This window comes from Niabella yanshanensis, assembly GCF_034424215.1.
GTDB classification, from domain to species: domain Bacteria; phylum Bacteroidota; class Bacteroidia; order Chitinophagales; family Chitinophagaceae; genus Niabella; species Niabella yanshanensis.
This window is the reverse complement of record NZ_CP139960.1, coordinates 1,564,825-1,579,096: the sequence shown is the minus strand read 5'-3', so window position 1 is coordinate 1,579,096 and position 14,272 is coordinate 1,564,825. Positions and strand designations below refer to the sequence as shown.

At 41.2% G+C, this 14,272-nt stretch carries 15 protein-coding genes and 2 tRNA genes; 9 read left to right on the top strand and 8 right to left on the bottom strand.

Annotated elements, in window-relative coordinates:
- Positions 1-94 precede the first annotated feature (94 nt).
- From U0035_RS06100 to U0035_RS06090, 3 genes are all read left to right on the top strand, one after another.
- Positions 95-1,009 (top strand): AraC family transcriptional regulator, encoded by a 915-nt coding sequence (locus U0035_RS06100; RefSeq protein WP_114789695.1) that lies wholly within the window; start codon positions 95-97, stop codon positions 1,007-1,009.
- Between the two features lie 89 nt (positions 1,010-1,098).
- Entirely contained in the window at positions 1,099-1,521 is a 423-nt protein-coding gene (gene aroQ, locus U0035_RS06095) for a type II 3-dehydroquinate dehydratase (protein ID WP_114789135.1), read from the top strand.
- A 115-nt stretch (positions 1,522-1,636) separates the two neighbouring features.
- The gene (locus U0035_RS06090) at positions 1,637-2,872 is read left to right on the top strand and encodes an MFS transporter (RefSeq protein ID WP_114789134.1); all 1,236 of its coding nucleotides are present in this window, start codon (positions 1,637-1,639) and stop codon (positions 2,870-2,872) included.
- A gap of 71 nt (positions 2,873-2,943) precedes the next feature.
- On the opposite strand, the gene U0035_RS06085 is transcribed toward U0035_RS06090, so the two are convergent.
- The 3 genes from U0035_RS06085 to rfaE1 are packed head-to-tail and all read right to left on the bottom strand — an operon-like array spanning position 2,944 to position 5,451.
- Positions 2,944-3,921: a glycosyltransferase family 9 protein gene (locus tag U0035_RS06085; RefSeq protein ID WP_114789133.1), complete on the bottom strand. Its 978-nt coding sequence runs from the start codon at positions 3,919-3,921 to the stop codon at positions 2,944-2,946.
- A gap of 53 nt (positions 3,922-3,974) precedes the next feature.
- On the bottom strand, positions 3,975-4,472 hold the full coding sequence (rfaE2, locus tag U0035_RS06080) for a D-glycero-beta-D-manno-heptose 1-phosphate adenylyltransferase (protein WP_245957570.1): 498 nt from the start codon (positions 4,470-4,472) through the stop codon (positions 3,975-3,977).
- Positions 4,465-5,451, bottom strand: a complete 987-nt coding sequence (rfaE1, locus tag U0035_RS06075; RefSeq protein ID WP_211316330.1) for a D-glycero-beta-D-manno-heptose-7-phosphate kinase — start codon at positions 5,449-5,451, stop codon at positions 4,465-4,467. The genes rfaE2 and rfaE1 overlap by 8 nt, the downstream gene beginning before the upstream one ends.
- Positions 5,452-5,568: 117 nt before the next feature.
- Here rfaE1 and U0035_RS06070 point away from each other — a divergent pair, with 117 nt between their 5' ends.
- Entirely contained in the window at positions 5,569-7,062 is a 1,494-nt protein-coding gene (locus U0035_RS06070) for a S41 family peptidase (protein ID WP_162817741.1), read from the top strand.
- On the opposite strand, the gene U0035_RS06065 is transcribed toward U0035_RS06070, so the two are convergent.
- The 4 genes from U0035_RS06065 to U0035_RS06050 all read right to left on the bottom strand — a co-directional run bounded on the left by U0035_RS06065 (position 7,059) and on the right by U0035_RS06050 (position 10,070).
- Positions 7,059-7,334 (bottom strand): hypothetical protein, encoded by a 276-nt coding sequence (locus U0035_RS06065; RefSeq protein ID WP_114789131.1) that lies wholly within the window; start codon positions 7,332-7,334, stop codon positions 7,059-7,061. The genes U0035_RS06070 and U0035_RS06065 overlap by 4 nt on opposite strands.
- Positions 7,335-7,378: 44 nt before the next feature.
- On the bottom strand, positions 7,379-8,557 hold the full coding sequence (locus U0035_RS06060) for a M20 metallopeptidase family protein (RefSeq protein WP_114789130.1): 1,179 nt from the start codon (positions 8,555-8,557) through the stop codon (positions 7,379-7,381).
- Positions 8,558-8,650: 93 nt separating this feature from the next.
- Entirely contained in the window at positions 8,651-9,514 is an 864-nt protein-coding gene (locus U0035_RS06055) for a mechanosensitive ion channel family protein (protein ID WP_114789129.1), read from the bottom strand.
- A gap of 124 nt (positions 9,515-9,638) precedes the next feature.
- Positions 9,639-10,070, bottom strand: a complete 432-nt coding sequence (locus tag U0035_RS06050; RefSeq protein WP_114789128.1) for an SPOR domain-containing protein — start codon at positions 10,068-10,070, stop codon at positions 9,639-9,641.
- 107 nt (positions 10,071-10,177) lie between these two features.
- Between U0035_RS06050 and U0035_RS06045 the strand changes: the two genes are divergently transcribed.
- The 5 genes from U0035_RS06045 (at position 10,178) to U0035_RS06025 (ending at position 12,185) form a co-directional block, all read left to right on the top strand.
- Positions 10,178-10,414: a uroporphyrinogen decarboxylase gene (locus U0035_RS06045; RefSeq protein WP_114789127.1), complete on the top strand. Its 237-nt coding sequence runs from the start codon at positions 10,178-10,180 to the stop codon at positions 10,412-10,414.
- 32 nt (positions 10,415-10,446) lie between these two features.
- Positions 10,447-11,484 (top strand): glycosyltransferase family 2 protein, encoded by a 1,038-nt coding sequence (locus tag U0035_RS06040; RefSeq protein ID WP_114789126.1) that lies wholly within the window; start codon positions 10,447-10,449, stop codon positions 11,482-11,484.
- Positions 11,485-11,552: 68 nt separating this feature from the next.
- Entirely contained in the window at positions 11,553-11,792 is a 240-nt protein-coding gene (locus tag U0035_RS06035; protein ID WP_114789125.1) for a hypothetical protein, read from the top strand.
- A 92-nt stretch (positions 11,793-11,884) separates the two neighbouring features.
- Positions 11,885-11,957: transfer RNA gene (locus U0035_RS06030), tRNA-Gly, on the top strand.
- A 139-nt stretch (positions 11,958-12,096) separates the two neighbouring features.
- Positions 12,097-12,185: transfer RNA gene (locus U0035_RS06025), tRNA-Leu, on the top strand.
- A 429-nt stretch (positions 12,186-12,614) separates the two neighbouring features.
- Here U0035_RS06025 and U0035_RS06020 read toward each other — a convergent pair.
- Positions 12,615-14,264 (bottom strand): RagB/SusD family nutrient uptake outer membrane protein, encoded by a 1,650-nt coding sequence (locus tag U0035_RS06020; protein WP_114789123.1) that lies wholly within the window; start codon positions 14,262-14,264, stop codon positions 12,615-12,617.
- Positions 14,265-14,272 lie beyond the last annotated feature (8 nt).

Genomic DNA, 14,272 nt, shown 5'->3' with positions numbered 1-14,272 from the left:
TGTAGCACAATTGTACCTCAATAATTTAAATTTTTTTTATGGTTTGAAAGCGATAAAATTTCTTAACTTAACTGGCAGGATTGCTTTATGCCCAATGGTACATCATTTAAATAAAATCGCTTTTACGCAACACAAAGAGTTGCAAACACTCGTTGAGAACAGGCGTATCTACAACCTGAACGGTTGTGAGCTTAATATTTTTGAATCCTATGAAACCGCTTACCAGGTACCGCTTACTTTTAATGATGTGGTGATCACCAGTATGATCGCGGGTAAAAAAGTAATGCATCTACCCAATAAACCATCATTTGATTATTTACCCGGAGAAACAGTTATAGCTAATGCCAGGGAGGAAATGCTGATCGATTTCCCTGAGGCTTCAGAGCTGAATCCGAGCCAGTGTATTGCATTGACATTGGATGGAGGCTACATAGCTGAAACCGTTCAGTACTTAAATCACCATTACAATAACACCAGCGAAGCTGGTTCCTGGAAGCTGACATTTGATCATTATCATTTTCGGAATAACAACGAGATCGCTTCATCATTGAACAAGCTGATACGCATTTGTTGCAGTGATGACCTGGCAAAAAATGTATACGCAGACCTGAACCTGAAGGAATTGCTGATACGGCTGATGCAAAGCCAGCACCTGAAAGTAGCCTCGGCAGAAAGCCTGTCTCACTCGAACAGCAGCCGGCTGCATTACGTACTTAATTACATACAGCAGCATTTAAGTTCTAAAATATCTGTAGACCTGTTGAGTCGCAAAGCCTACCTGGGCAGAAATCATTTTTTTAAATGGTTCAAAGAGCAGTTAGGTATTACGCCTTTGGAATATATCAACCAGGAACGCATTCGCCTTGCAAAACAATTACTGACTGATAAAAACAACAGTATTGGCGAGGTGAGTCTACAGTGTGGTTTTAATGATGTTAATTATTTTGTACGTCTTTTTAAGAAAATCGAAGGTATTACGCCGGGGGCTTACCAGTCTGTGCGGCTATAACCATTCTTATTTTTAACCATTTTGATATACTTCGAACAATTGATCTATATTAGCTTGTTCGTTTCATAAATAAAACAAACAGCTTTTAGATGAAGATCGCAATTATAAATGGCCCTAATTTAAACCTGCTGGGACAGAGAGAGCCAGGTATTTATGGCTCACAAGGATTTGATTCATTTTTGGAAGCGATGAGAGCCCGTTTCCCGGATTTGACAATTCAGTACTTTCAAAGCAATGTGGAAGGGGAGTTGGTTAATGCGCTTCAGCGATTTGGAAATGAAGCTGATGGTATTGTGTTGAATCCCGCAGCCTATACGCATACTTCGGTGGCAATCGGAGATTGTATTGCGGCTATTAAAACACCGGTAGTGGAAGTTCATATCAGTAACGTGCATGCCAGGGAAGATTTTAGGAAATTATCTCATGTAAGCGCCAAAGCCGCAGGTACTATTTGTGGCTTAGGGTTGGATGGCTACAGGCTGGCAATTGAGTATTTTATTAACAGGAGTTGATAGCTGGCAGATGGAGGAGAGCTTCAAATGAATAACTATCCTGAAATAGCCAGGCATTATAGTTTAAGGGTATTATGCCCTTTCATAAATTGCGGATAAAACAAACTAACAAACGATGCAGCCCGGTAATAAACCCGTCTCGATTTTTAACCTAACTGTTGTAGTAGCCGCATTAGGCTATTTTGTAGATATATATGATCTGTTGCTTTTTGGTATTATACGTATTCCCAGTTTAAAAGAGATGGGCTTAACGCCCGATCAGATTACCACAGATGGTGAAAGCATTCTTTCCTGGCAAATGTTTGGATTAATGCTGGGAGGTATAGTGTGGGGTATCATCGGTGATAAAAAAGGAAGATCGAGTGTATTGTTTGGATCGATATTGTTGTATTCACTGGGAAATATTGCCAATGGTTTTGTACAGACCGTAGAACAATATAAATGGATCCGGTTTGTGGCGGGTATTGGTCTGGCGGGAGAATTGGGTGCGGGCATAACATTGGTTGCCGAACTATTACCCAAAGAAAAAAGAGGAATAGCCACTTCCATTGTTGCAGGCTTTGGTATAACAGGGGCGGTGGTAGCATTCTTTATAAAAGAGAATTTTCATTGGCGAACCTGCTATTTTATAGGTGGCGGATTAGGTCTGGCCCTGTTGTTACTTAGAGTTTCTGTACTGGAATCTGGAATGTTCCAGAAAATGAAAGCGAAGGATGTGAAACGCGGCAGGATCTTTATGTTATTGAACAGCCGCGAAAGACTGACACGTTATATACAGAGCATTTTGATTGGCGTTCCTACCTGGCTGGTAATTGGTATTCTCGTTACTTTTAGTAAGGAGTTCGCCAAGGAGTTTGGAATCACCGGGGAGATAGACCCGGGTAAATCTATTATGTTTGCCTATGCGGGTTTGGCCGTAGGTGATGTAACCATAGGGCTGGTAAGTCAGTGGATGAAAAGCCGCAAAAAAGCATTATATGTTTTTTATGCCATTACTGCTTTGTGTATGGTTTTGTATTTTACGCTTCAATGGAATGGCAGCGCTTCTTTAATGTATTTCTTATGTGCTGCCTTAGGCTTTGGATCGGGATTCTGGGCCATTTTTGTGACCATTGGCGCCGAGCAATTCGGCACCAATCTTCGTGCAACTGCAGCTACTACCATTCCCAATATGGTAAGAGGAACGGTACCGTTGATGCTGATGTTATTCCAGTTCCTGAGAAGCTTACCCGGCGTGGGTTATATAAACGGAGGAATTTATACCTGTATAATTGTTTTTGCTGTATGCACTATCGCGGTGCTTACCTCTAAAGAAACCTTTCATAAAGATCTGAACTACGAAGAAGCGTAGATTAGCCGCTGGATAGGCGATGCTTGATACACTATGTTAACATCCAGTATCCTGCATCCAGAATCAGGCACCTATCCGTTGCAAAAATCAACTATTTCTTTTTCGTTGATGTCGTTCATGCATTTAAAATGATGGAGCGGGCATTGGGCCAGGCCATACTTCGAACAGGGCCGGCAACTAAGATTAACGCCTGAAATAAGTACGTTATCTACCTTATAGGGCTGAACGCCCAGCAGTTCAGGAACCGTACTCCCCCAGATAGAGGCAATGGGTTTATTAAATGCTTCTGCAATATGGGTGAGTCCTGTATCGAAACCAATGATTGATTCCGCCTTTGACACCAGGAAAACCGATTCGTCGAGACTTGTTACGCCACAGGCATTATATACGTTGGGGCCGACAGCGGCTGCAATCATTGATCCGTTTCCTTTTACATCATTTCCTCCCAGCAATACGATAGGACGATTCAATTGCCTGCATATCGAGATGATCTTCTCATTCGGCATACGCTTGGTAAAATGTGCGGCTCCGATAATAAACCCTATATAACCGTTATGATGCGTAGCGGGCAAAAGGGTGGCAATATCATAATTGTTTTTTACAAAATAATCGATTGGCTTATTATCGTTGACAATACCCAAAGGAACCACAGCTTTCAAATACCGGTCTACCAGGTGTACTGGTGGAACTAGTTGCTTTCTTAATTTAAGACTAAGCCATTTACGTATGGTTTGCTTGTTGTAGGTATACGATTTGATACCTGTTCTAAGCTTGATGATACTTGTTCTTAAATTACTATGCAGGTCTATAATACAATCGTAGTTTTGAGCTTTGATTTCAGCTATAGTATCGTTCAGCTTTTCTTTTAATAATAATAGTTTATCGAGGTAGGGGTTGTCCTCATAAATATATTTGAATTGTGGCTTCGTGATAAAGTGAACCTCAGCCCCGGGTAATTGCTGTTTTAAACAACGTACTACAGGAGTGGTGTAAATCACATCGCCTAGTGAGCTAAAGCGGATGACCAGTATTTTAAGGGGAGATGACAAAGGATATAGATATTAGTATTTAGATATTAGATACCGATACTTGATGCTAATACTTATTCGTTCTTTATTTTAGTAATAATAGCAGTGGTTGATAATCCCTGCACAAAAGGCATGATCTTTACTTCGCCGCCATTCGCTATTACTTCTTTAGCTCCAACAATAGTCTCCACGTTGTAGTCTGCCGATTTTACCAGTACATCAGGTAATAAAGCCTCAATCAGTTTAAGAGGAGTATCATCAGGAAACAAAACTACCAGGTCTACAAACTGTAGTCCAGCTAAAAGTATCGCCCTGTCGCGTTCACTGATGATAGGTCGCGCATCGCCTTTCAGTCTTTTTACCGAAGCATCCGCATTTAAGCCGATGATTAACTTATCGCCGTTAGCCCTTGCATTGGTGAGTGACTTTACATGACCAGCATGCAGGATGTCAAAAACACCATTTGTGAAAACAACTTTTTGTTTATCTTCTTTCCATTGTTTTCGTAAAGACACAGCATCTTCCAGGGAAAGAATTTTACTTTCAACAGCAGCTTCGACAGGATTATTCATGCTCATTGATTAAAGATAGTATTTCATCAATAGTTACCGCAACGCTACCTACCTTACTTACAGCGATGGCTGCTGCATAATTGGCGAGTTCACAAGCAGTGGCCAGGTCCAGCCCGCAAGCTACAAAATATCCCAAAGATGCAAAAACAGTGTCACCCGCGCCGGTAACATCAAATACTTCCCTGGCTTTAACGGGGAAATCCTCATGCGATTTTTTTGAAATCAGCGATAAGCCTTCTTCTGAGCGGGTTACTACCAGGTATTGTGATTTGGTTTTTGCAATAAGCTTACGTGCTGCTTTAATCAGTTGCTCATTCGTCTCAATTTTTTCTGTAACGGTGGCCTCGGCCAGTTCTCTTTTGTTAGGTTTGATTAACCAGGCACCCGTATATTTTTCATAATGCAGGCCCTTGGGATCCACCATTACTTTTTTACCATTGGTCTGGCAGAGCGTTAATAACTTTTGCGTGAAACTGTAGCTAAGTAAGCCTTTATTGTAATCAGAAAGTAATACTATGTCGGTATGCCTGAGTTTTGCCTTTATCTTATTGAGTAACTTTGTTTCGATGTTTTCCTGGATATCGGCAGTTGTTTCCCTGTCTACACGTAACAATTGGTGATTGCCGGCCATGATACGCGTTTTTAAGGTGGTGGGTCTTGACTTATCTGCAACAATACCAGATGCATCAATTTTTCCGCTTTTCAAAAGATCTAATACCGTTGAAGCAATGGGGTCATCGCCCATTATGCCGCAGATGGACACTTTCGCATTGAGCTTGAAAAGGTTCTGGACAACGTTGGCTGCCCCTCCCAATGTAACGGTTTCATTTTTCACATTCACCACCGGCACAGGCGCTTCCGGTGAGATGCGGCTGGCAGATCCCCATATGTAGCGATCGGCCATGATGTCTCCTATAACCAGGATATTGGGTTGATTTTTAGCTTTTCGTATTGATAATATTTCTTCTTTGTGTCTCATATAACCTAAATAGATCGCTAAAATAGCGTTTTTGCCAAAAGCCGAGACTCATAAATAAAAGATAAAAATATTTCTCAGTGCAAAGGAAGAGTTAATTTTATGTTTATAAATTCATATATGAGGATATTGATGGTGTGTTTTATTGCGATTAGCATCTTTTCCTGTAAGAAAGATCCGGTTAAACCTGATCCTGATCCTACACCAACAGGACCTGTTGCTACAACAGAACAATTGATTGCAGATTCCATTTTTTTATTTTCCAAGGAGATGTATTACTGGCAAGATAAGATTGGGCCGGTAACGTACGATGCTTTTAATCCAAGGCAGTATGTTACTACGGGTGACCCATTGAAAACGGCAGAGTCAGTTATGGCAACCATCCGTACTTATAATACATACGATCAGCAAAAAAAGTACAGCTATGCTGAAGCCTATAGTGGGGGCGACATAAGTTCGGCTGCCACAGAAACCGGTTACGGATTTGATGTAAAAGATGCATGGAATAACAGATCGGTTACGCCATCTTATCGTCCGGCCGATTTTTCAGGATGGTATGTGAATTATGTTTACCCTAATTCCGATGCAGGGCAGAAAGGCGTGCTACGTGGTATGAAATTAGCAAAGGTAAATGGTACAACTTTGGGGTACACGCAGGCCTCCATCGATATCCTAAATAATATGTTTGCATATGAAACATTAAAATCTGTTGAGGCACAATTTGTAAAAGCTAACGGAGATACTTTAAAAATTACTATTAGCGATAATTCTCATACAATCAAATCAGTTTTATACTCAACAGTTTTATCAACTCCCGGCGGTAGAAAAGCGGGTTATTTGGTATATAAAAACTTTGACAAGCTATCAGACAGTCAGTCTGAGCTGGATGGAGTATTTCAATCATTTAAAAATCAGTCGGTATCTTCTATTATTATAGACATGCGCTGTAATAATGGCGGCTATACTCAAACACAGGATTATTTAACCAATCATATTGCACCCAATTCGGCGAATGGTAGTATTATGTATAAGTATTATTATAATAGTAATTTGCAGGCGGGTAATTTTAATGTGTTAAAAACCAGATATCCTTCTGTATCGCAATTCTCACTTACGGGGAATCAGTACCTCACGGTTAATTTTAATACATCGACCTCACTGAACATACCCAAAGTTTATGTTATAGTGAGCAGTATGACTGCTTCATCAAGTGAATTATTTATTAATAGTTTGAAACCGGTATTAGGAAGCAACCTTGTTATTATCGGTGATAAAAATACACGCGGAAAACCTGTTGGTTTTTTCCCGATAGATTTATTCAAGAAAGTTACTTTTTGGACAGTGTCTTTTATGACACGCAATAGTGTAAATGATTCGGTTTCTTACAATGGCTTTACCCCTGATTATAAAGTATATGATGGCGTTGATAAAAACTGGGGAGATATTACCGAAGATTGTACTGCGGCCGCAATTACATTGATTGATGGGGGAATGGTTGCTGCTAAATCCGAGTCGCAAACTACTGTTCGCTCTGTTCAAAGCTTAAGGCCTATAGAGCGCTTACGCAAGCAAAATTTAAAGGATAATATGCTATTCCCAGGCAGAGGTGATTAGCGCATATTTTTTTTCCTGGACTTCTTTTTTTTGCAACAGGAACCATTGCAGCAATTTTTGGCTTTCTCTGTTTTTTGATTAGCTAATACAACGGAATCATTCTGGGGCATTAATTTTTTTACTTCAGGGTTTACTATATTCGGACGAGTGGTTCTTCCATTCTCATTCTCTATAATAAAATCCCTGGCACTTTTACCAGAATCCTTACCCGTTTGTGCTTGCGTAACAAAACTCGCCGTCGAAAATAGTACAACCAATAATAAATTTTTCATTTTTGTCCTTTTATACCAGATGCTTAAATTTTTCAAAAGGTTGGCTAATATTTGTCAACTGACACAGCCAGCCAGGCCATCATGCCCATGCCCGTTTCAATGGCGTTTTCATTGATATCGAAAGTAGGAGTGTGTACATTCCTGATGTTAGCAGGATCACTCATCACACCCAGGCGATAAAAGCAGCCTGGAATTTTTTGTGTATAATAGCCGAAATCTTCTGCACCCATTCTTATTTCAGTCTCCTCTACATAATGAGTTCCTAAAAAGTCAATGGCCTTTTGTTTGGCTTTCGTTGTTAAAGCCTCGTTATTAAATACATTCGGATAACCCACGTCAATATGCAGGTCCAGCTCACCACCCATTGCTGTAACGAGGTTGTGCGAAATAGTTCTTATTATTTCGTGCGCTTCAAAACGCCAGTCTTCATCCATAGCCCTGAAAGTGCCCATCAGCTTCACTTCACCCGGAATGACATTAGTGGTTGTACCGGCATTAAACGCAGTTATTGACAATACCGATGGATTCAAGGGATTTTTTCTGCGGCTGATCACCTGTTGCAATGCTATTACCAAATGAGAGGCGATCAGGATAGGATCGACTGCTGATTGCGGAGCAGCGGCGTGCCCTCCTTTTCCTTTGACGGTAAAATATAGCTCGTCGGCACTGGCCATCACCTTGCCGGCTCTAAAGCTTACTTTGCCCGTAGCTAAACCGGGATGAACATGTAATCCTAATATTGCATCAGGCCTGGGGTTTTCTAACACACCTTCTTTGATAAGCAGGCTGGCGCCTCCTGGGTTTTTTTCTTCCCCAGGTTGGAAAATCAGTTTTACAGTACCTTCCCACTCATCTTTTAGCTCACTTAATATTTTCGCTGCCCCCAAAAGACAGGTGGTGTGCACATCATGACCACAGGCATGCATTACCCCTTCATCCAGTGATTTATAAGAAACCTCATTAGCTTCCAATATCGGGAGCGCATCCATATCAGCTCTCAGCGCAATTAGTTTTTTATCAGGATTCCTGCCTTTGATCCATCCTATCACACCGGTTTGTGCTTTGGTTTCGAAGGGAATGGCTAAAGCAGCTAACTGGCTCTTTACAAATTCGGCCGTTTTAAACTCCTGGTAACTTAGTTCCGGATTCGCATGCAGGTGGCGTCTTACCTGTATGAATTCAGGAGCATACTGTTTCGCCAGCGATTGTATTTTTTCAACCATGTCGCAAACGTACAGAAAAATTTAATGTTTGTTTAATATAGCTGTTACCCGGGGTGTTAAAATGAAGGGTGATAAAGTGAGCCGGCAGGAAGTCTAGGCATATTTGTATTTGAAAAGAAGTATTCTTTTCAAAGCATCGTTTTCTATCTGGCGGTGTAACCGGTCGCTGTTATTAATGGCTATCAATTCCATTTTAAACTTCACAAAGTCTTTTCCTATCTGTTCTACCGAGAGCTTTACTTCATTTTCTTTTTCAAGCCCCGGATGTGTTCGAAGTAATTCCTGCAGATCAGTTTCCAGCTCATCCGAATGATGGGCCACAGTCAGAGGCAACTCAAACTTTACATAGAAAAATTTAGACCGGTGAACGGATAAGTTGGTGATAGACTGGTTATAAAAGAAATTATTGGGGACCATAACAATATCATCGTCTTCATTTTTTAATACGATATTGGATAAAGTAATGTCTTCCACTCTGCCTTTTTCGTTGCCTATTCTGATACGGTCGCCAATAGAAAGCTGCTCTGAAAACATGATGAGCAAGCCACTGATCATATTAGTTATATAATCGCGGAAGGTAACCGCTATCGCCATAGCCACGATGGTCATGCTGGTTAAAAACTCAACCGGATTAATGCCGAGGCCCACCATGAAAGCCAACAGGAAAAAGGCAACATTCAATATAGCTGTGAGCTGGCTGATGCCCAAGACAAAATTTCCTCTGACTGTTTTTTTAGCATGCCTTCTATTGTAAAAGGAAATCAAAATAAACCGAAGGACAGATACGGCAGTACTGGGAATAAGAAAGGTCCATGCGCCGTTGATCAGCTGTGTGATCCATTTGTGTTGCTGTAAAGAAGGGATGTAAACACTAACCGCAAATAATATTAAAGAAATAATGATTTTAATGATAAAGTACGGCGTAGGTCTTGATGTCTTTGTTTCTTGTTGACTCATAGTTTCATACGATCATTAAAAGTCAGAAGGCGCTAAAGCGTTTCGCAAAAATGTTTGATAGCAATATTCCGGAACTTTTGCTACCGTATACCATGTGCCGCCTAAATTAAACAGTGGTTCCCGATTATTCCTGGGCATCGGCTTCTTCTGGCTTTACTTCAACCGTATCATTCATAATAAATATATTGCCAGGAAACATTGAAGACATTCTTCTCTGATAAGATTCTGCTTCACTTCTCGAAGTGAAATTGCCGGCTTTTACTTTATAGTAGGGTGATTGATACCACATATAGGCCTTTAGCTCAGGGAAATTGGTGAGAATTTTGGTGCGGGCTGTTAATGCTTCACCGCGGTTATTACTACTTATTATTAGAAGCCGATAGCCCTTTGCCGTGCGGCGTTTAGAGGTATTACGGGTAGAAAGATCATTGGTTTCGGCCTGCTTTTTTAACAGGATGTCGATACGCGGATCTTTGTAAACATTTACGCTGCCCGTTATTTGAGCGAACAAACCGGTGCTTAAGAAGAATAGTGGTACGATTAAAAGAGTTTTCATGACTAAATCTATTTATTTTTCTTAGATTAGTTTTTTCAATAAAACGTTGCCCGCAAAATTAGTATAACTTGTTTTAAGTTGGGCTATAAAACCTAAACTCTTGGTTTATGAACCATACTGTCGAAATTGTTGGGTACCTCGCTACGGTATTTTTGGTTATTTCTTTTTTACCCCGAAATGTGCGCTTTATACGTACGATTAACTTTTTTGCATGCCTGGTATTTGTGGTCTATGGGGTGCTGCTTGGGTTAAAATGGCCTATTATTATCAGTAACGGACTAATAGCACTGATTCAATTATACCATTTGTTTTTTAACAAGAAAAATGCACTACAACCTAAGTAAGTTCACAAGTTCCTATTTTTGCGGCCCACAGCATGCAACATTCATCAGTAGCAATAGTTATTTTGAATTGGAACGGTAAGAAGTACCTGGAGGAGTTCCTGCCTCACTTACTGTTGTCTACCTATGAAAATTTCCGGATCATCGTTGCTGATAATAGTTCAACTGATGATTCACTGAGTTTTTTGCAGCAAGCCTATCCTTCAATAGAAATTATCCGGCTTGCCGAAAATTACGGATTTGCAAAAGGGTATAACCTGGCGTTACAGCAGGTGGAAGCTGATTACTATTTGTTATTGAATTCGGATGTAAAGGTTACGCCTGGATGGATAGAGCCGATGGTGGATCTTTTGGAGCAGGATCAACAGCTGGCTGCCTGCCAGCCCAAACTCCTGTCGTATCATCATCCCCGGTTTTTTGAATATGCAGGTGCTGCAGGAGGATGGCTGGATCATTATGGTTACCCTTTTGCAATGGGGCGTGTTTTTGATGTTTCGGAGGAAGACCAGGGGCAATATGATACCAGTGTACCAATATTCTGGGCCTCGGGGGCTGCTTTGCTGATACGTGCTCACGTCTTTCGCGAATCAGGCGGATTTGATAATTATTTTTTCGCACACCAGGAAGAAATTGACCTTTGCTGGCGAATACAGTTACTCGGATACCGGATTTACAGCTGTCCTGCCGCCGTAGTGTATCATGTAGGAGGGGGCACTTTACCTAAAGGTAATTCTTTAAAAACCTATTTGAACTTTCGTAATAACAATATCATGATCTATAAGAACATGTATGGATATCGAAAGGGGTATGTTTTGCTGGCCCGGTTTTTTCTGGATGCGGTATCTGCATTTAAAAGTTTGCTGAAAGGGGATGGGGGATACTTTGTAGCGGTATTCAGTGCGCATCTTTCTTTTGCGAAATGGATAATAGCCGATCGGAAAAAAAGTGTGTTTCCTAAAAACAGGAAGGCAGCGCTTGACGGTTATCTTCGCAAATCTGTCATTTGGGCTCACTTTGCAGGAGGTAAGAATAAGTTTTCAGAAATAGTGAAGGACAATAATAGTGACCTTTAAAAAATGAAGTAAATGCTTGTTTATTTTAGGTTGTTTCCTTTATTTTTGCACCACAACATTATAATTACATGGAACCGTTTGATGTAGAAAAGTTAAAGGAACAGGAGTATCAGGAGAGTTTACAGAATTATGAAAAGAAAGACTTTGGCCAAAGCTGGGTTAGAGCTTCTGCATATATCTTTTACCTGAGTATTGCCTGCTTTTTTTTAATGACCTGGGGTGGTTGCTACAGGCTGTACACCAAGAAATTTGAGAAACCAAAAGTGCAAATTCAGGAGAGTACTTTGTATACTCCGAAATACAAATAATTTTTGAAATTATTTTGTTATTTAAAACAAACCTCTTATTTTTGCATCCCGTTACGAAATACAGTAACACAAAAACAAAAAGTTCTTTATAAGCGGAAGTAGCTCATTTGGTAGAGCACGACCTTGCCAAGGTCGGGGTGGCCGGTTCGAGCCCGGTCTTCCGCTCTGAAAAGTCCTCTCGAAAGGGAGGACTTTTTTTGACGAATTCCGTCAGCCCTGGTGGTGGTCCCGAAGCTTCGGGAGGTAACACGAGGCGTAAAAATCCTATAAAATCTGATATTGTAGGAGTAGTTCTTTAAACATTGCCCTGGTGGTGGAATTGGTAGACACGCAGGACTTAAAATCCTGTGGGCAGCAATGTCCGTGCGGGTTCAAGTCCCGCCTGGGGCACCAGAAAGCCTTGTAATCATTTGATTTACAAGGCTTTTTTATTTTAGGTGTGTCCGATTTTTACTTGTTCAAATCATAGGGGTTGCCTTCAATGCTGAATGAAAGCAGGTTTGAGAACTTAGCAAATGTTTGCGTTCATTTTTTCATTTTTTTCCGGTTCATTTGGCTCATCCTTTTTCTGCGTTTTGACAAACGGTTCCGTAAGAAATCTGCCAGCACAGACCTTGCTGCTTAATTTTTTCAGGCCCAAAGCGGAACATGGGTACTTATCCTGTGAGATCCCGCATGCCGGCGATAATTCTATCTGCGTTTTTATCATAGATGAAATACCATACATTCAACTATTTATTTTTACTATTTCCAAACGATGTCACGCAACCCATATTTATCATGGAAAATCGGCACCAGAAAATCCATTTAAATAAAAATGCTTTAGTTATAGCCCGGATTTTGCTTCAGATTAGCATTTTTGTCAATCTCTGTTTTCGGAATGGGAAACAGGGCGCGATAATCTCCATTGGGAGAGTGAGATAGCCATGACTTTCTTGTAAAAACACCAAACCGAATCAGATCGGTTCTTCGCCGCGCCTCCTGATTGAACTCCCAGGCCAGCTCATCAAGAAAACGTCCATACTGAACATCTGCGCCACCTTCCTGGGTTGATGTCAAATGGTTTCTTAAACCGTAATCGTAACCGCTTCCCAGCAGCAACTGCGCGCCGGTTACAACAGCCTTGGCCGCATTGGAACGGAATGCTCTTTGCCTCACCTGTGTTACTAACGTTGCAGCACCAGGGGCATCGCCGGTACGCAATAAGCATTCGGCCTTCATCATCAGTACGTCGGCATATCTTAAAAGCGGCCAGTCGTTACTTAGTCGATTAGTAGCTCCCATGGCTATTTCAAACTTACCGAGACGATAACCATCTACCTCCTCTGACTGGTCAACTCCGGCTACATAATTACGATACGCCAGTGGCTTACCTACAAAAGCCCCCATCGAGCCAAAAAGGCTGTCGCCTGCCGCTGAAAATTGCTGTCCGAATATATAATTCTCTGTAAGCCTGCTATCCTGTGGATCGAAGGTGCTGATAAATTGAGGAACCGCGCAAACGCCCCCCCAGGGAGAGGATTGCAGATTGTATGTTTTTTGATTTTGCGGCTGCAGCGTTTGCATATGTACATCGAATGAATTCCACTCATTTACATACTTTGAATCGAAGGGTAGCGCAAATATTATCTCCCTCGAATTCTCGTTTTCTGTAGCAAAAACACTTTTCTGGCTGGCTTCTAAAGTAATCTTTCCACTGGTTGTAGCAAAATTGATAATAGTATCACATACTGCTTTACACTTCTCCCACTCAGGAGTACCACTATAAACCTGAGCATTCAAATACATTTTTGCAAGTAATGTAAGACCTGCCCATTTATTAAACTTGCCATACGTTTTAGCGCTTACTTCGTCAGTTACTTTAGGTATGTTGGCCAGCAGATCATTTACAATAAAATTGTAAACCTCCCGTCTTGTATTCTGCTGCGGTAAATAACCTGCAGGTACATCAAACCTGTCAACTATCGGAACATTACCATACATGTCGCATAGCATCCAGTAATAAGATGCACGCAACAGCTTCAACTCTGCCACCAAAGAACTGGTGTCTTTAGGAGCAACAGGAATTGCACTGGACTGGACCTGGTAGATAATGCGATTGCAATTGGTAATACCCTGATAAGCCCTGGTCCAAACGTTTACAACAATATCATCCTCGGTAGTCCACTTATGTTCATGTATCCGGCGGTAAACACCACCGTCTACCCAACCATTTGGCCGCGCAGGAGTCAGCATCTGATCGGCCGAAACCTCCTGTGCCCTGTACACGGTATTCCATTGCAAAAGTAAACCACGCCAATCTACGTAGGCTGCACCGGCCAGCGCGCTTATATCTGACGCTGTAGGTGAAAAGCCCCCTGAAATGATCTGGCTGTATGAGGTATCCTTTAACTTAGTACATGCAGAGAAAATTGACAGGGAAATAAGGGTACACGAAATCCAAAACTTTATATTGAAATATTTCTTTTTCATTTTTATTA